At 44.7% G+C, this 15,151-nt stretch carries 19 protein-coding genes and 1 pseudogene; 2 read left to right on the top strand and 18 right to left on the bottom strand.

Annotated features, from left to right (window positions below; genetic code table 11):
• Positions 1 to 60 precede the first annotated feature (60 nt).
• Positions 61 to 594: pseudogene (locus tag QQK21_RS09525) on the top strand (TPR end-of-group domain-containing protein); the annotation flags it as partial.
• Between the two features lie 82 nt (positions 595 to 676).
• Here QQK21_RS09525 and QQK21_RS09520 read toward each other — a convergent pair.
• Positions 677 to 2,017: a DEAD/DEAH box helicase gene (locus QQK21_RS09520; protein WP_284191960.1), complete on the bottom strand. Its 1,341-nt coding sequence runs from the start codon at positions 2,015 to 2,017 to the stop codon at positions 677 to 679.
• Between the two features lie 343 nt (positions 2,018 to 2,360).
• Between QQK21_RS09520 and QQK21_RS09515 the strand changes: the two genes are divergently transcribed.
• Entirely contained in the window at positions 2,361 to 2,588 is a 228-nt protein-coding gene (locus QQK21_RS09515) for an Lpp/OprI family alanine-zipper lipoprotein (protein WP_152432263.1), read from the top strand.
• A gap of 873 nt (positions 2,589 to 3,461) precedes the next feature.
• On the opposite strand, the gene QQK21_RS09510 is transcribed toward QQK21_RS09515, so the two are convergent.
• Genes QQK21_RS09510 through QQK21_RS09430 form a run of 17 tightly spaced genes read right to left on the bottom strand, consistent with a single transcriptional unit; the run spans position 3,462 to position 15,143 of the window.
• Positions 3,462 to 4,199 carry a hypothetical protein gene (locus QQK21_RS09510; protein WP_284191956.1) on the bottom strand — a complete coding sequence of 246 codons (738 nt, stop codon included), beginning with the start codon at positions 4,197 to 4,199 and terminating at the stop codon, positions 3,462 to 3,464.
• A complete protein-coding gene (locus tag QQK21_RS09505; protein ID WP_284191955.1) occupies positions 4,190 to 4,876 on the bottom strand; it encodes a hypothetical protein in 687 nt (228 codons plus the stop codon). The genes QQK21_RS09510 and QQK21_RS09505 overlap by 10 nt, the downstream gene beginning before the upstream one ends.
• The gene (locus tag QQK21_RS09500; protein WP_284191954.1) at positions 4,873 to 5,412 is read right to left on the bottom strand and encodes a baseplate complex protein; all 540 of its coding nucleotides are present in this window, start codon (positions 5,410 to 5,412) and stop codon (positions 4,873 to 4,875) included. Before QQK21_RS09500 ends, QQK21_RS09505 begins: the two co-directional genes overlap by 4 nt.
• On the bottom strand, positions 5,413 to 5,811 hold the full coding sequence (locus QQK21_RS09495) for a hypothetical protein (protein WP_284191953.1): 399 nt from the start codon (positions 5,809 to 5,811) through the stop codon (positions 5,413 to 5,415). It abuts the gene before it with no gap.
• Complete coding sequence (locus QQK21_RS09490) at positions 5,808 to 7,475, bottom strand: phage tail-collar fiber domain-containing protein (protein ID WP_284191952.1); 1,668 nt, start codon at positions 7,473 to 7,475, stop codon at positions 5,808 to 5,810. The genes QQK21_RS09495 and QQK21_RS09490 overlap by 4 nt, the downstream gene beginning before the upstream one ends.
• 24 nt (positions 7,476 to 7,499) lie before the next feature.
• Positions 7,500 to 8,114 (bottom strand): hypothetical protein, encoded by a 615-nt coding sequence (locus tag QQK21_RS09485; RefSeq protein ID WP_284191951.1) that lies wholly within the window; start codon positions 8,112 to 8,114, stop codon positions 7,500 to 7,502.
• A 2-nt stretch (positions 8,115 to 8,116) separates the two neighbouring features.
• Positions 8,117 to 9,301 (bottom strand): baseplate J/gp47 family protein, encoded by a 1,185-nt coding sequence (locus tag QQK21_RS09480; protein WP_284191950.1) that lies wholly within the window; start codon positions 9,299 to 9,301, stop codon positions 8,117 to 8,119.
• A complete protein-coding gene (locus QQK21_RS09475) occupies positions 9,301 to 9,633 on the bottom strand; it encodes a DUF2590 family protein (RefSeq protein WP_284191949.1) in 333 nt (110 codons plus the stop codon). Before QQK21_RS09475 ends, QQK21_RS09480 begins: the two co-directional genes overlap by 1 nt.
• A complete protein-coding gene (locus QQK21_RS09470; RefSeq protein ID WP_284191948.1) occupies positions 9,630 to 11,585 on the bottom strand; it encodes a phage tail tape measure protein in 1,956 nt (651 codons plus the stop codon). Before QQK21_RS09470 ends, QQK21_RS09475 begins: the two co-directional genes overlap by 4 nt.
• A 3-nt stretch (positions 11,586 to 11,588) precedes the next feature.
• Positions 11,589 to 11,732: a DUF6890 family protein gene (locus QQK21_RS09465; RefSeq protein ID WP_284191947.1), complete on the bottom strand. Its 144-nt coding sequence runs from the start codon at positions 11,730 to 11,732 to the stop codon at positions 11,589 to 11,591.
• A gap of 41 nt (positions 11,733 to 11,773) precedes the next feature.
• Positions 11,774 to 12,043: a putative phage tail assembly chaperone gene (locus QQK21_RS09460; RefSeq protein WP_284191946.1), complete on the bottom strand. Its 270-nt coding sequence runs from the start codon at positions 12,041 to 12,043 to the stop codon at positions 11,774 to 11,776.
• Positions 12,040 to 12,324: a hypothetical protein gene (locus tag QQK21_RS09455; RefSeq protein ID WP_284191945.1), complete on the bottom strand. Its 285-nt coding sequence runs from the start codon at positions 12,322 to 12,324 to the stop codon at positions 12,040 to 12,042. Before QQK21_RS09455 ends, QQK21_RS09460 begins: the two co-directional genes overlap by 4 nt.
• Positions 12,325 to 12,912 carry a 3TM-type holin gene (locus tag QQK21_RS09450; RefSeq protein ID WP_284191944.1) on the bottom strand — a complete coding sequence of 196 codons (588 nt, stop codon included), beginning with the start codon at positions 12,910 to 12,912 and terminating at the stop codon, positions 12,325 to 12,327.
• Between the two features lie 3 nt (positions 12,913 to 12,915).
• A complete protein-coding gene (locus tag QQK21_RS09445; RefSeq protein WP_284191943.1) occupies positions 12,916 to 13,338 on the bottom strand; it encodes a DUF5675 family protein in 423 nt (140 codons plus the stop codon).
• Positions 13,335 to 13,562 carry a TraR/DksA C4-type zinc finger protein gene (locus QQK21_RS09440; protein WP_284191942.1) on the bottom strand — a complete coding sequence of 76 codons (228 nt, stop codon included), beginning with the start codon at positions 13,560 to 13,562 and terminating at the stop codon, positions 13,335 to 13,337. Before QQK21_RS09440 ends, QQK21_RS09445 begins: the two co-directional genes overlap by 4 nt.
• A gap of 7 nt (positions 13,563 to 13,569) precedes the next feature.
• Positions 13,570 to 14,025, bottom strand: a complete 456-nt coding sequence (locus tag QQK21_RS09435; protein ID WP_348541479.1) for a phage protein — start codon at positions 14,023 to 14,025, stop codon at positions 13,570 to 13,572.
• On the bottom strand, positions 14,022 to 15,143 hold the full coding sequence (locus QQK21_RS09430) for a DUF2586 domain-containing protein (RefSeq protein ID WP_284191940.1): 1,122 nt from the start codon (positions 15,141 to 15,143) through the stop codon (positions 14,022 to 14,024). Before QQK21_RS09430 ends, QQK21_RS09435 begins: the two co-directional genes overlap by 4 nt.
• Positions 15,144 to 15,151: the final 8 nt, after the last annotated feature.

The raw sequence follows: 15,151 nt of genomic DNA, 5'->3' as shown, positions 1-15,151 counted from the left end.
TAAACCGAAATGGGTGATCGGATAATCCCGAAATAACTGATCGGAATGCTCCGAAATATGCACAACACAAAAGAAATAGCAGACAAACGTCTCGAAAAGATAGCGTTAGAATACGAGAAGAAATTTTTTGCTTTGGAAAGAGATCTCAAGCGTAAAACGCGGATCATCAGCGAAAATAACAAAGAGATTGAAAAAATAAATGAAATTCATAATTTGTGGCTACGCGCCCAAAGCTCACCAACGCCAGAGCAACGTATCGATATCTATGACGAAATCCTTTTGATTCGTCCTGGAGATTTAGAAGCGCTCACATACAAAGCTGACGCCGCTATGGAAATCGAGGAATACAACTGGGCGCTGAGCTTGTGCAATAGAGTTCTGGAACTTGACAATACAAACGGCCCAGCGTTATACCAACGTGCATGTGCATATTCGCGTTTAGGTATAGAAGAACTTGCCATTGAAGATTTAGAACGAGCGATTGATGCAAGCCCGTCTATCCGTGATTTATTAGCCGATGAACAGGATCTTGAGCCACTCAGAGGAAATGAAAAATTCGAAAACTTACTCGTACACTACAACGTGACTGACTGATGATTTTTACATACCAACTCTATTTACGACTACTGGATAAATAGAGTTGGTTGATAGAATGGCTTGAGTCGGTCAACTCTATTTAATCATCGTCTGTCGGCGCGATTTTCTTTTTAGGAATAAAGACTGAATCTCCCACAGCCACATTTTGGTAAAAACCTTTGTCACGTTGCGCTGGTTTCTTATTCGGTTTTTTGTTTGCAGGCTTAGATTTCTTAGCCACCTTGTTGTTGCTACGAAAGTCCGGCTTCTTGGGTTTTAAGCCTTTAAATTTACCTTTTAAACCCTCTAACTCAGAGAAAGTAATGTCTTGCTGCAAATAGGCTTCTACACGCTTGAAGCTATCCCAATCTTTGGGACCAACCAAAGACAAAGCATCTCCTTTGTTCCCAGCTCTACCTGTACGGCCAACACGATGAACATATTCTTCGGTATGCTTTGGCATATCGAAATTGATCACATGTGTCACATTGGCAATGTCCAAACCACGAGAGGCAACATCCGTTGTAACCAGAATCTTAAATACCGCGCGCTCAAACTGACTCATAATCGTATTACGTTGTGTCTGATTTAAGTTTCCACTTAGCGCAATAGCTTTTAGCTTTTTCTCGTTGAGCTTTGTGGTCAAACGCTCCGTATCGACTCGTGTTGCAGTGAAAATGATCAGTTGCTTATATTGCGCATCTTCTAATATACGCTCTAAAATGGCTTCTTTGTGATCCAAGTGATCACAGAGATAAAAGGTTTGAGTAATATCCTGATGCTGTTCATTTGATACACCAATAGCAATCCGCTTTGGCGCATCTAACATTTCAAACGCTATTTCATTAACTTCAGCATGGTCAAGTGTTGCAGAGAACATCAAAGTCTGGCGGCGACGATGCTTAGCAGCATTGTGAATACGACGTAACTCTGGAGCAAAACCGAGATCCAGCATACGGTCCGCCTCATCCAAGATCAAAGTTTCCAGACCATCTAAGTATAAAGAACGATGTTCAAGGTGATCGGCCAAACGCCCAGGTGTGGCAACGATAAATTTGGGATACCGACGTAATGCTTTTACTTGATCGTTAAAGTTTTCACCCCCGACAATGAGCGTCGCATCATAGGATAACCCTCCCAGCATAGAACGTAATTCACCATAGACTTGCTTGGCTAACTCTCGAGTCGGAGCGAGTATCACGCCACGAGGATCTTTAGCTGAAAATGCTTTATTCTTTAGCGACTTATGCAGCATAGGTAATACAAAGGCAAGTGTTTTCCCGGAGCCTGTTTTTGAGGAAGCCAGTAAATCTTTACCAGCAATGGATACCGGAATGGCCTGCTGCTGAATTTCTGTCGCTTGCTTAAAGTCAAAGTGCTTCAGATTTTTTAATAAGCGATTGTCTAACCCTAACTCTCTAAAGTGCAAAGTATTCTCCAAGTGAAATATGTGTCTAAGGCTTATTTCTGATTTAAGACCAAACACGGAAGTATTCAAAAACGCGACATGATACCCTGAAAGCGTTGTAGTGGATAGAGATCACAGAAATTTATCCCTATACTTTTGGCTTTAGCGCCCAGTATACTTAGCACATTGACATTTACACTCACCCACTGTGAGACATGTATCAATTAATTCGATAATTGCTTAAATTCTTGGGTTTTTTTGACTTTTCCCTGCTTTTTGACAGGCAAAATAGAGTCTACACTTTAAGGAATCGTCACTATATGAGCCTAAAAGTATAGGACGTCTTTTTGATACTTTACATGCAAGGAGTTCTTCTATGAACAAAATGTTGATCGCAGCTGCGGCCTCTTCTGTACTTTTTCTCGCAGGTTGTGCTTCAGGCCCAGACGATGCATCTTCAGCAAAAATTGACGAGCTAAGCAATCAGGTTAGTCAGCTAAGCCAAGATGTGCAGGCTCTAAAATCTGAGTCAATGTCAGCTCGTGAAGAAGCTGCACGTGCTAACGAGCGCATCGACAACATTGCCCAGTCTTATACTAAATAAGTCTGAAGCGCAGAATAAATTGTTATTTTTCAATAGTTAAGAATAACGATTTATATTCGAATGGCGATGAAGTGGCGACAGTATAAATGTCGCCACTTTTGTTATCGACGTTAGCATTAAAGATTAAAACTTTGCGCTAAATGAAAAAAACAACTAGCAAGAAAATGAAAAATTGACGGTAAGAATACATAGACCAGATACCTAACATTCCGGTTCCTTTGTGTTGTCACTGTGCTCCCAAATTACGCAAAGCTGCCTATAAGTTAACCTCCCTTTATGTGAAGTGAAGTTAACCGTTTTTCTTGGGAGCGCTTCACCACTGATACTAAAGAAATTTAACGCAGTATCACCAGATCAATATTGAAAAAACCAAACAAGTGTAAAAACACGCCTCAACCCTTACCACTACTGGCTTCAATACAAACAAACACGATCCTATTTTTCACACTATAGATCATTAAAAAACACACGAAAAAATCACCACCCCTTTAAATTCAACAACTTAAATCAAATACACACTAACTTTCTGATCTTCATTTTTGCAAAACTGATCAATTAATTTCATTTGTAGAAATTTTGTATAACGCGATATGCAGCGTTTTAAGACGCCTTGAAAATCTGCCCCGTTCCGCTATCCGTAAGGCTTTAACTCTTCTCAGGGGCTGAATTAGCCCCGTTAAATTTCACCAAAATGGAATTTCAATAAACTGCCACACGAAAACATCGCAGGTGGGGAGGGGGAGTGCGTTTTACGTCACTCAATCGTTCGCTTTCGTGGCTATCTGACTGCTGTTGTGCCGGTGAGAGTTCGTTAACGTTTAGACAAAAAGAAACGCAGCCGATTGGCTGCGCATTACTGTGAGATGTTTAGAGTTAGGATTTAGTGATCGGAGTCAGTCTATCTCTCAGTCCCGTGCTGCTTTCACCGTGTCCGGTAAATGCAGTCGCTTGAATAGGTGCGCTAGTCGGTGCTCCGCTTTCTGGGCTAGTGTGTGTATGTGCAGCACATGTATCAGATAAGTCTGTGACTACTTGCATCAATTCACCTAGCAAGTTAAGTACGTTCTCACTTTCTGAACCTAACCATGTTTTAGGCGAACGGTAATCTTGTTCTGAGCTGGCACGCACTTCTCTTAACTTACAATGCAGTTGAGCCAGTTTATCGGTGATGCTGCGAAAGTTACCAGACTGATCAACGTGGTGGTAAACACCTGGTCTTTGTTGGTATCGACTTTCGCCAGCTTTGATTGCTGGAAGTTTCCAACCTAAACCCAAAACCGTTCGAATGAATGGTTTGTCTGGTTCACCGTTAGCAAAACCAATCTCAACTATTGCGCCAATCGCTGGCGGTTCTAATCGCCCGGCTTGTTCACCAATACCTGGTACTGGTAAAGGTACTGCTTGCATGACTGGCACATCTTTACGTTCGACCAACTTAGTATCAAGTAACTGAATATCTGCTGCATAGTGAGGATAGAAACGCTCGGACAAATCACCCTCTTTCGGTAGCTCTGGCAATGCAACGACTTTGGCAAGCTGAGGTAAATGCCAGTTACCTGTCAGTTCTGGGAATAGTCGGTAGACAATACGCTTAATTGTTTTTACGTCCATGTTATGACTGTCTCCGTTCCAACATGTTCAACGGTGGCAAGCTTACGGCCATTCACGATCACACCTGGTTTAAAGTGTGGCGTGCAAGGAACGGTTGCCGTCTTTTGTGCTTGGTGTGGATTGAGCATGTTGGCAGGGATAGTCGCTGGTTTGTCTGCCCAGTAACTATCAGTCCAACTACCTACAAATATTTGTCCATTCCCTTGCTGCTGCCAAATGTAATCAGAAATACTAAAAGCCTGTGCTACCTCATCAAGCACCCTATAGCCATTACCTGTCGAATAGAAACAAGGGATAGCACTATTGGCGTAAGCTCTATCAGGAACCACAAACTGCAGCCCTGTTTGTTGAGTGATATTACTAAGCAACTGAACAAGCGTTGGATGTCGCATGATGACATTCAATGGGTGATAAAGTGCTGCGGCCAGTTCCCTGCAAAAGATAACAACGTAACCTGGTTTATCTGGTGAAACCCTTTCGACAAACCCAGTCAGCACGCGCCTAATGTTATTACCCCAACCCAATTCGATAGCGACTTGCTGCATTGGGTTCGCTTCACCTTGTATCGTTAGCTTTGCTCTACCTGGCGCATTATCAGAAAATGTCAGCCTGTGTTGGCTGACTTTTCTTGGCTCACTGCCAACATAGCATTGAATGGTAAACTCTGGTGTATTCATGCCAATGCCTTATCAATGGATTGCAGATACCCCATTACACCTGTCATTTCCACTTTGGTATCCGGTGGTGTCTCTGCCAAAGTAGTTGATGGTGTGGTCGGTGTTTCTACCCCTGCGGCTTTTTGCTGTGCTGCAGGTTTGGGATCTTCTCTGCTTTCAGTTCGTTCTGCCACACTCATATGTTCTACAAGTTCAAAGCTAATTAACCACTGGCGCAATTGTGCATCTTCTTGTGCTGTAATGGTTCCTTGAAACTTAACTTGGCTAACCTTTAGAGCATTAGCGGTTCGGTTGTCGATACGGTAGATCACTCGAGCCCCGTCAAGTTTTGCTCCAGCCAGTGTATAAAGTTGGTTTAGTGTTTGGGCTTTGTCATATGGCAAAGTCCCTGTGACAGCTAACACCTTACCTTTGTCCCCTGTTTCAGCTTGATCAGTGGATGCAGAGTTGCCGGACATATCTTGTCCGGCTAGTTGTTGTCTTGCAGTGACCTTTAAGCCTTTAAGAGGGATTCGAACTGCTGTGAGTGAAAGCATTTAAGCCACCTCTGGAGAAATTGGCCAAGGGTGTTCAGATTGAATTTTTTCACGTTCTTTGACAGCTAAATCCATTAAACGATTGTATTCGGCTTGGTCGCCCATGTGTTTCTTGATTTCGGCTTCCTCCAAATAGGGCCGCACTCTAGCCGTGTATTCAGCTTGTCGCGCCTTCTTTACCTTAGCGTGCTGCTCTTGATAAACATCGAGCTCATTTTTAACTCGCCAAATACCTTCTTCACAGACCAATTCATCATTAAAATTGCAGTCGATCAGCTGATCAGTTTCATTCTGTTGCGAGATGAACTTCGTACCAAAATGGTCAATGTAGAATTTGTTTCGATTAATGGAAAACGACTCACCCGCCGCAGTGACATGTATATCCGGAGTTATAATCATCGTAAATACTCCACTACAAATTCACCTGATGTAAGGTTGTGATAGTTCATACTTAGGCCGTTTGTTTGCCATGCAAGTAAACATGGTCCTTTTTCTGACATTAATAACCATTCATGATTGCCGATATGAACTAACTCAGTCATACATTGATTCGTTTGATAGCGTTGCAACTGACGACTGAAAGAAAAAGTATTGACTGACACAGTTGTATCAGATGTCTGGTTATTTGTTTCTATTCGTATAAGTGATTTTTGTGACGACTTGACAACACTAACAGATGTAGAACCACCACTATTAAAATGTCCGTACCCCCCCATTTCAGCATTCGCTGGAACTTCAACTTTTTGAGCGCCTGAGTTGCCTAGTTCAAGATTTGAAAACGTAATTCGCATATTGCGTAGACGGGGGCAAATAGGTACTAATATGGATCCACTACCTGTCACGGTAACTGACTTTGACAGCTGGTTTGTATGAACACAACGCATCAACAAGCCTTTATAAACAAGCGCAAGATTCATATCATCGTAATTCGTATCAAACCGTTTGTCTGACTCATCTAGACTGTCGGGGTTATATTCCAATGAGCTCACATCTTTGATGTGAAAACCATCAGTCATGTTAAAACGAACGTGATAAGCTTTCTCTAAATCTACATGAAACGACTTGTTTGGATAGTCAGATGTGTTCACCTCAAGCCAACCATACAATCTAATAACTTGGTTATCACCTATGGTTAATGTCGCACCATCCAAAGACATAGCCAAACGATTTTCATCGTTTACCACTTCGGGATAAAACGGCATGTTTTTTAGTTGTTGAATTTGCTCAGCCAAACCACCCTTAACACGCAAATCCACTATTGAACCATCAGCCTCAATTCGTGCTAGTTTCGCCACATAATGAGGTTGGTTCTCGCTATCGGTGTAATCCACTAAATCATCATTGGTCGCTACAATTTGGAATAAGTTTTCATGTCTAGAAAGCGCGGTACCATCGCGGAAAACATCAACCCATAGCGTTGTTGGTTTGCGATTGAGCGTTTGCACCATCGAAAGCGCATTTTGAATGCGCAGACCGCCAACATAAGCGACACCTGGTGCAATCAAATATTTGGTTTGGTCAATCTCATGGCGTGTCACGTCAAAGCCATCAACAAAAGCGGTATGACCATAATTATCTAGGCAAGATAATCGGTGGTCTTCGTCCATTCCTTTCAATCGGGCTTGGTAGTCTATTTGCCAAGTTGCCGCATCAATTGTCACATTAGCAGCGGCTGCAGCTCCATCGAACTGCATTAGCATCGACTTAGTCAACGCCATGCCCGTTTCTTTGGTTTCGGTTGCCTTGTAAACCACCATACCGCAGCTATTCGGCACGTTCTTATCACGCAGGAACATAGCGTTAAATGTGAATGGTGCTGTGCTACCTGGTATTACCACAGAATAGACAACCGCATTACGGCCAGATTTACCGATTTGGTCGACATCTTGTTGGAACACACATTGCTCTAATGGCGGGAGTGACACGGTACGGTCAATCGGTTGAGACAAATCAAGATCAGGAATCATCGCAAAAATAATTTCATTGAGATCAGTAGGTTGCCTCAAGGAAACCTTGTTTTGCATGTACTGTTCAAACTCTAATGGGATAGCCGCTTGGCTCATGGTTAACGCTCCCTTTTACTTATGTCAGTTTAGGCGCGTCATTGACGCGGTGAAAATCTGTTGGTTGTGTTCGATGCGTTCTTCTCGCACGGACACAGTGGATTCATCATTGGCTTTTGCAGAGTGAAGATTGAACCGGTGACCGAACTCTGCAGCAATCACCTTAAACATTACCGGATAAGTCACATTGAATTGGTAACGACGACACGTGCGACCATATTGGCGAATCATGGCATTCATTAGCCAGTTCTTTTGGGCCAAGTCACTGTCAGCGGTTTCAACAGTAATAACGTCCCATTGTTCTTGGTCTTCACGTTCGTGTATTTCTACCCACTCGATGCCCAGTTTACCAAACATGTTTTTAGATCCAGCCGTCTCACCACCATGACGGGCGAACGAATAAGCGTTGGCGACACGAATACGAAAAATCATTTCGTCTTCACGCTCTAACGGCTCGATGTCTCTTTCCCAAGCAATCAGACGAACGATGCCAATTGGCGCAGTCATTGGGTCATGCTTTTTGAGTGGCATTCGCAATGCTTCGTCCACTCTTAACCAGTAGTTACGCAGTGCGTTGGCAAACTTTGCCAGCTCACCTCTACCCATCCAGTACTTGAATTTAATTGGTGGTAGTTGCATAGCTACTCCTGCATTTTTATCGTCAGCGTAGACAGGCGAGGAATTTTCAAACTGCTCACAATGTCTTCTTGTTCGAACTGCAATGACTCGATGCCCTCAAGCAAGGCATGTAACTCACCTTCTAAACGTGAAAAGCTAAAGCGACCAATAGGATTCGTCGGCGTGACTTCATAATCACTGTTTTCACGAAATGACGCTCTCACTACATTTTCGATGTCTGTTTTTAACGTCACACGCTCTTGCTCTGTCAGCTTCGCTTTCGGCCAGACTTTGACACTGATATCGTGTTGGGTTTCTGGCATCGCTTTCACCAACAAATCATCACCATGACCATGCAAGCCACTGGTTGTCACTTCGTGGTTTAAATCGTCGATCAGCTCTTGTGATGGATTTCCCGTATCTAACAAGATCAGTGCGTTGGCAGTACCTGGTCCACGTGGGGCGTTATGCTCAAAATAGATGTTGTCGTCTTGAATACCTGCTTTTTTCATCAGCAAGGAACGGTAAGCCGCATCAATGTGCCATTTAGCAACCGCACTCCACTGGTTACGCACACGTAATCGAAGTTCGTCTTCGTCTTCATCATCTGCGCCAGCTTCTATCAACCATTCGTCTTCATTGGTTGCGGCAGCAATACCCGAAATAGAAACGGGGATCACATGGTAGTAACCACCCCCCAAGTTATAAGCTGCACCTTCGTGTTCAGCTTCGACGGTTGCTGAAACAGTGGTTTCGTTCTCTGGCATCGTCGTGTCTTCGAGCACTTTCACTCGATAAATGGTGCCGTTAATCGGTTCAGTTTGAACCCACGTGTCTTTAGGGATAATGAGTGCCGGACCTTGCAAAGCAGCACGTTGAAAAACAATGGTACCTTTCGCCTTGGTTTTAGCTTTTGGCTCGATATCCACTTCCCAAGCCTTGAGTTTCAATGACTCCCCGAACGCTGTGGCTAGAAACGTATTGGGTAGCACGTATTTGACTAACAGGTTTTCAATCAGCCAAACAGTTGAGACGATCACGGCTTGCTCTATCATTCGCCAGAAAGGAGAAAAGCGGCTGTCGTTATTAATCACGCTACCTGCTTTTTCCATCTCTTCTTTGAGCACCTTGCGCCAACTCGCTGAATCAGTTGGAATACCCGATTCTTTTAGGATTTCTTCATAATCTGGCTGAGGAATATTTGCCATTAGGTATCAACTCCTATCTCGATGTCGCCAAAGTCTTGTGTTGTTGCGAAAATCCATATTTTGCCTAGTTCTGGCTCTTCCATTCGAACGGTACCTGGTACCAAACGAACCTCTTCTTCAACCAAGAGCTCTATTTGCTTTTTAATGTCACTGCGACCATCACGAGACTTTTCACCAATCAAAGCTACCGCTAAACCGCTTTCGATAATGGCGTGTTTAATGTCTTGGGCAATCACGGCTCTGTCTTGAATCATCACGGGATTTCGACCAGCATCTAAAACGACATCACCATTTTCGATGAGCAAATCTTGGTATAGGTAATCTTTACTCATGGCGCTGCCATCTCTAATTCATTAGCCATGTCTTGAGGGCTATTCATGTATGTTGGATAAATGTTTACGCCGCCGTAATTCGTCGAACGTCCTTGGTTGTATGTCGACATCTGACGAGCAACACCACCTTGTTGAACTCTCGCTTTTGGCGTGGCTTGCTGAACGGCACTAATTGTTTTACCTGGTGCTTCATCATCACCGAAACCCGGTATCCAGCTGATCACCTTATCGAAGCCATTACCAACCCAATCAAACATGCTTCCAAAGTAAGCTTTTATTTCATCGACAATGGCAAACAACCCATCAAAACCCGATAAATCTGTAAAACCACTCGTGACTAAAGTCCAACCAGCAGATAGGAATTGAAATAGCTTGCTAAACACACCGATGACTAAAGAAACCCCTGACACTATTCCCGTCAGTACATAAGAGATTAACTGGATACCTCCGGTAATTAGCTTCGAGATCACTCCGACCGCAACAACCGAAAGAACTTTCATAACCTCGAAAATCGCCGTTCCAATCCATTTAAACAGTGGAAACAAGGGTTCGACAGACTGATAAAGGAACACAAATGATGATTTAACCATTTCAACACCATGTTCTAATGCCTTAAACATGGCGGTATCACCAAAGTGCTCTTTCACTTTGTCCCAATACGCAATCAAACCGACTACTGCCCCAATAGCTAAACCGACCCCACCAACTATCAGCAAGATAGGACTCATTAACATACTGAAAGCTCCTGTAACTACAGTAAGCAATCCGCCAACAGCTACTAGCCCAAAGAAAGCAACCGTTGCATATCCAATGTATCGAGTAATATTTGGGAATAATTTGGTCCACTCAACAAGCTGCATTGCGCCATCTGCCAAACCTTGAACCATTGGCAACAAGGATGGCAGCAAAGCAGTACCAATCGCGGCTCTAATTGCATAAAGCCCTTGTTCCATTCGTTCCCATTGGTCGGTCATTGCGCCTGCCATCTGTTCGGCGGCATCAAGCCCTTTCACCTTACCCAATTGCTCAATTGAACCGGCTAAACCATCGGTGTTTTGCATCAACAGTTGAACCATTGCTGTGGCTTCCTGCGAACCAAAGGCTTTTGACAGTTCCGCAGCTTCCGCAACTGAAATAGTTTCCCCATATCGTTGCTTCAACTTTCCTAGAATGTCGACGATTGGAAGCAACTGACCCTGTGAGTCAGTAAACGACATATTGAGAGTGTCTTGTGCTTTGGCTGCACCAGCTAAGAACGCTCGATACTTGGTACCTGCTTCACTACCACTCATGGTCGATTGAAGAGTGCCAAGAATAGCCATTTGCTCGGTCATCCCAACACCAACAGATGTCGCTGCAGCACCTACCGAAGTAAATGCAGAAGACATTTCCGAACCTGTGGTTTTGAAGATTTGAACTGCTTTAGCAGTTTGACCACCAAGCATATTTACCCAATTGGCTTTACCCATATCGTTAGCGGTGTTCTGGAATATTCCATACATGGTGCCAACGTAATTGGTGATGGTTGCTGTATCGGCTTTCGTGGCAGCGGCCAACACACCAGAGGCGCGAGTAAACTCGGACAACTCATTGCCAGCCAACCCAGCAATTGCAGATTGAATATCATAGGAAGCGGCGACAAAGTCAGAGGCCGACTTGCCATATTCAACAGAGAACTGTAGTGCGGTTTCCGCCAAGTTCTTTAACTGAGCATCAGCAACACCCAGTGATTTTACTTCACCTAATGCTCTGTCCATCTCAATCGCTGGCATTAGAGCTTGTTGCAAAGCAATACCAGCACCAGCTACGCCAGCAGCTCCCGACACCATAGTGTGAGTACCGTCTCGGTAGGATGAAGCCATACTACTAAACTGACGCTGAATATTGCCCAGCGGTTTACTAATTTGGTCTATCAATCCAACGGTGAATCGTAGTGGTTCTGGTAAAGACATTCGTTATCCTGCAAAAGCTTTCGCTGTTCCGTTCGCATTAGAAATCGCGGTGTTATCCCAGTGTTGTTTTTCTAACCATACCGCTTGAGCCAAGCTCATTTCTGTATCGGGTTCGTGGGGCAACCATTTCTTTCGTAATGCATACATCTGGAGTAAGTCGCTTGATTCAAGCGACTTAACCAGCCCTTCTATTTTTTTACTGAGATCGCCACCTTGGGTGCATATTCACCAACTAACGTCCCTGCAACCTGAATCATTGCGCCAGCGTTGTCTTCATCGAGCTTACGTAATGTTTCTCTCTCTTCATCGCCTTGCGCTGACTGCATCACAAAGTTGTGTGCCGAATCGGTCATATCACCACGTGCCATCGCACCGACATACTCACCGTAAAGCTCAGGTGTTGGTGCAAACTGAATATCTGATCCTGCAATAGTTAGAACGATGGTTTTCTTGCTCATGTGATTTTCTCTCTATCTAATTTCGTTTCTAGACGGTCGAACCGTCCGTTAATGGACTCTTTAAGGTCGTCCACGGCTTCCCTGAGCTCGTGTTTTGTTGCGTACTTCTCTGCGTTATCCGCTCGCATCCTTTCAATAGCAATTTCATTTTGGTGAGTTCGCTGCGTTAAGCTGTTCGCTGTGCTATGGGTTTTCTCTGCACGTGCGTACACAAACCCCATAAAAGCGAGCAGAAATCCGGCAACAGTTACCCAAATGTACAATTCGTTCATTCCGTCCATTTAGACTTCCTTTGAAATAGCTTGTTTTAGACTCCCTAATAAGCCTGTTGGCTTAATGCCTTGAACGACTTGTTTATCTTGGCTGCGCTTATGGATACTGATACCCAGCACGGCCAACGCGACGCTGAATAAAGGCGAAAGCGCCACAATACTATTCACAATATCCGCAGCTTGCTGAGGATGAAACACCAGTGAAAACGCCAACCCAAAGAACAGCAATAGCCAAGCCAAACACATCGCGTAACCAAACGTTGGTCGCCAACGTCGAACATAGGCGTCATTGCTGGCTAACTCAGCTTGCTGGGTTGCGGCTTGAGTGGTAATCGCCAACTTACGTTCTTCGCTTTCAATCTTTGAGTGATTCAAAGCCAGCTCTTGCAGTTTGATGCGTTCATCAGTTTCAAGCTGTTTGAGCTTTAACAGCGCGTCAGGATTGTTTCGCAACTCTTGCTCAATGGCTTCTGGCGTATTTTCTACGCCTAAAGTGCTCGCAACCATCGCACCTACGGCACCACCTGCAGGGCCACCGAGCACAGTGCCAATCATTGGAGCAGCAGTTACAAGTAATGATTTCACGCTCTCCCACATAACTCAGTCCTTAACAATGGTTAAAAAAGCCGGCTGACCATCAAGCTCATGCATCAACGCTTCAAATGCAGCGGTTGAATTGACCACGGCCCATTCATTCCCAACAAAACCAAAATCAACACCAGGTGCTAGACACCCTTGAAGTTGGCTTGGCGTGTTCGCTTTATGGACTAGGATGTGGGTTCGTAAGCTTGGCCCCTGACGAGTGACGCCCAACTCGCCTGCTTCTAACGCATAGCAATCACCAAATTTAGGCGATGTATGGGGCAAAAGTTGATAAGAGCCCTCTGGAACACACGATTTACCAGGCAGGTTATTTCGCCAACCACGTTCGGCAATCACACACACTTGGCTTCCGTCCTCACGGTGAAGTGTTCCAAAAGTGCCGTCTTGAAAATAACGGCGTTTCAATACAAATCGTTTCAACGTTTTGCCCTCCTTTCTAGAAGCTCTTGGCAATCAACACAGGTGTAGCAGTGAGGCAGATACACTCGGCGTGCGGCTGGGATTTCCTCATCGCATTCAACGCAATGTGTTTCGCCGTTTGGGTGCTGCGCTTTCGCTTGGGCACTGGCTGCCAATTGCTTGGCCAGTGCCACTTCCGTTTGTTTGGCTTCGATACCACTTGCATGATCAAATAAGTCCGGCATCTATCACCTACCCAATAATGTCGGCGGTTTCTTCTGGGCGTAGGTACGACACGCCATTGATGCGGATGAAATCAGGATCAGTCACATCGAACGGAATCTTATGAACCAGCGCACTGCCACCGTTGCTATCTGCATCAATCAGGTCAGAAATTTTCAACTTAATGCCAAACATCTCTACTTTGAGCTCGTCACGCTCTGTTTTGCCGTAGCCCATAGCGTCGAACGTGGGCAAGCCACGAAATGAACCTGCGCCAGAAGCCGCTTTCATCAGCAAGTTGAATTGACTTGTGATCAGCTCTAATTCGCCAGATGCTTCGACGTCACCTTCTACATAACCATCAGGAACGCCATTGGTTTTGGTCACTGCACTATTGTCAGTAATAGACACCGTCCATTTCTGCGCACTAATCTTGAGGTCATTTAAAGTGAATTTGAGATTCTTACCGGAAATGCGCATGGTTATGCCTCCTGATCAGCTGGGTTAGACAGGTCTAGCGCAACATTGACGACAATGTGCTTAGGGCAGTTATGCGGCTGCACCATTAAACCGATCACCACTTTTGATTTGGTCATCCATTGGATAGTCACATCACCATCACGTGGCGGCATGATTTCACCTGGGAATTGAATGTCACCGAGTTGAATACCTTTGCTCATTTGGCGCATGTCTTTTGAGAAATACTGCTTATTGAGCTCGATAGACTCTGGTGTAGAGTTGAGAATTTTGTCACCAATACGACGAATCGCTTTCACGCGAACACGGCGATTAAGTTTGTGTACCGGACGTACATACTCTAGGTACTGATAGTCACCACCTTTAGCTTCGAGCGTAGTCGCATCAGTCCAATAAATACCTTCGTAATCGGCATACCATTGCGGCACTGAGTAACGAGCGATTGCAAGTGCTTCAATGGTCGACATTTCAAGCTTTTTGCCAGCACTGTCTACAGGTGCATCACCCAAGCCCAGCACGTTACCTGTTGCAACACGCATAGGTGTGTCTGCTACCGTAACACTGCGATCACACAGACGACCAGCGAGTACACCGATGTTATTACCGTGAAGCTGTGGCACTGGTACCACCATATTCGCAGCAACATCTTTCACTAGTGCAAGCATTGCCGTTTCGTATTCAGACCATGTTTGAGTGTCTGAATCGATACCAGGTACTGCAGCCAAGATGAACACCCAACGACCTAGTTTGCTCACTACCTCATTGTGTTTTGCCATCATATCATCAAAAGCGGCTTTATCCGTGGTCTTGTCGACCAGAACAATACCTTCGAACGAATCCGTCTTATTGGCTTCATCTACTGCACCCGTCCAAAGTTCTGGAGCGGTTAAACCATAGATAGCAGCAGTCCAGTTTTGTTTACCGTTGAGCTGAGCGGCGATCACATTCGCCCCCAACTCATCTTCTGCGACAACACCTGATAGGTCAGTCATTGCAGAAACACGAGTGACTTTGCCTTGCAGTTCTGCTTTTGACGTAGTGCCAATGAAAAGCAGATGGCGTTCAATTTCGGGGATATCGCCTTGCCCCAAGTTCAAGTTATTGACTTCTACCTTTCCGGTTGCCATCAGTTCTA

This window comes from Vibrio zhanjiangensis (assembly GCF_030161235.1).
GTDB lineage: Bacteria > Pseudomonadota > Gammaproteobacteria > Enterobacterales > Vibrionaceae > Vibrio > Vibrio zhanjiangensis.
The sequence above is the reverse complement of the archived record's forward strand: the minus strand, read 5'-3'. Positions and strand labels throughout refer to the sequence as shown.

Excerpts from the sequence above, each read along its gene's own strand:
- QQK21_RS09475 (WP_284191949.1), bottom strand. The coding sequence starts at position 9,633 with ATGAGTAAAGATTACCTATACCAAGATTTGCTCATCGAAAATGGTGAT.
- QQK21_RS09455 (WP_284191945.1), bottom strand. The coding sequence starts at position 12,324 with ATGGACGGAATGAACGAATTGTACATTTGGGTAACTGTTGCCGGATTT.
- QQK21_RS09465 (WP_284191947.1), bottom strand. The coding sequence starts at position 11,732 with ATGTATGCATTACGAAAGAAATGGTTGCCCCACGAACCCGATACAGAA.
- QQK21_RS09495 (WP_284191953.1), bottom strand. The coding sequence starts at position 5,811 with ATGATTATAACTCCGGATATACATGTCACTGCGGCGGGTGAGTCGTTT.
- QQK21_RS09480 (WP_284191950.1), bottom strand. The coding sequence starts at position 9,301 with ATGGCAAATATTCCTCAGCCAGATTATGAAGAAATCCTAAAAGAATCG.
- QQK21_RS09515 (WP_152432263.1), top strand. The coding sequence starts at position 2,361 with ATGAACAAAATGTTGATCGCAGCTGCGGCCTCTTCTGTACTTTTTCTC.
- QQK21_RS09485 (WP_284191951.1), bottom strand. The coding sequence starts at position 8,114 with ATGCAACTACCACCAATTAAATTCAAGTACTGGATGGGTAGAGGTGAG.
- QQK21_RS09450 (WP_284191944.1), bottom strand. The coding sequence starts at position 12,912 with ATGTGGGAGAGCGTGAAATCATTACTTGTAACTGCTGCTCCAATGATT.
- QQK21_RS09440 (WP_284191942.1), bottom strand. The coding sequence starts at position 13,562 with ATGCCGGACTTATTTGATCATGCAAGTGGTATCGAAGCCAAACAAACG.
- QQK21_RS09500 (WP_284191954.1), bottom strand. The coding sequence starts at position 5,412 with ATGCTTTCACTCACAGCAGTTCGAATCCCTCTTAAAGGCTTAAAGGTC.
- QQK21_RS09490 (WP_284191952.1), bottom strand. The coding sequence starts at position 7,475 with ATGAGCCAAGCGGCTATCCCATTAGAGTTTGAACAGTACATGCAAAAC.
- QQK21_RS09470 (WP_284191948.1), bottom strand. The coding sequence starts at position 11,585 with ATGTCTTTACCAGAACCACTACGATTCACCGTTGGATTGATAGACCAA.
- QQK21_RS09430 (WP_284191940.1), bottom strand. The coding sequence starts at position 15,143 with ATGGCAACCGGAAAGGTAGAAGTCAATAACTTGAACTTGGGGCAAGGC.
- QQK21_RS09510 (WP_284191956.1), bottom strand. The coding sequence starts at position 4,199 with ATGGACGTAAAAACAATTAAGCGTATTGTCTACCGACTATTCCCAGAA.
- QQK21_RS09505 (WP_284191955.1), bottom strand. The coding sequence starts at position 4,876 with ATGAATACACCAGAGTTTACCATTCAATGCTATGTTGGCAGTGAGCCA.
- QQK21_RS09460 (WP_284191946.1), bottom strand. The coding sequence starts at position 12,043 with ATGAGCAAGAAAACCATCGTTCTAACTATTGCAGGATCAGATATTCAG.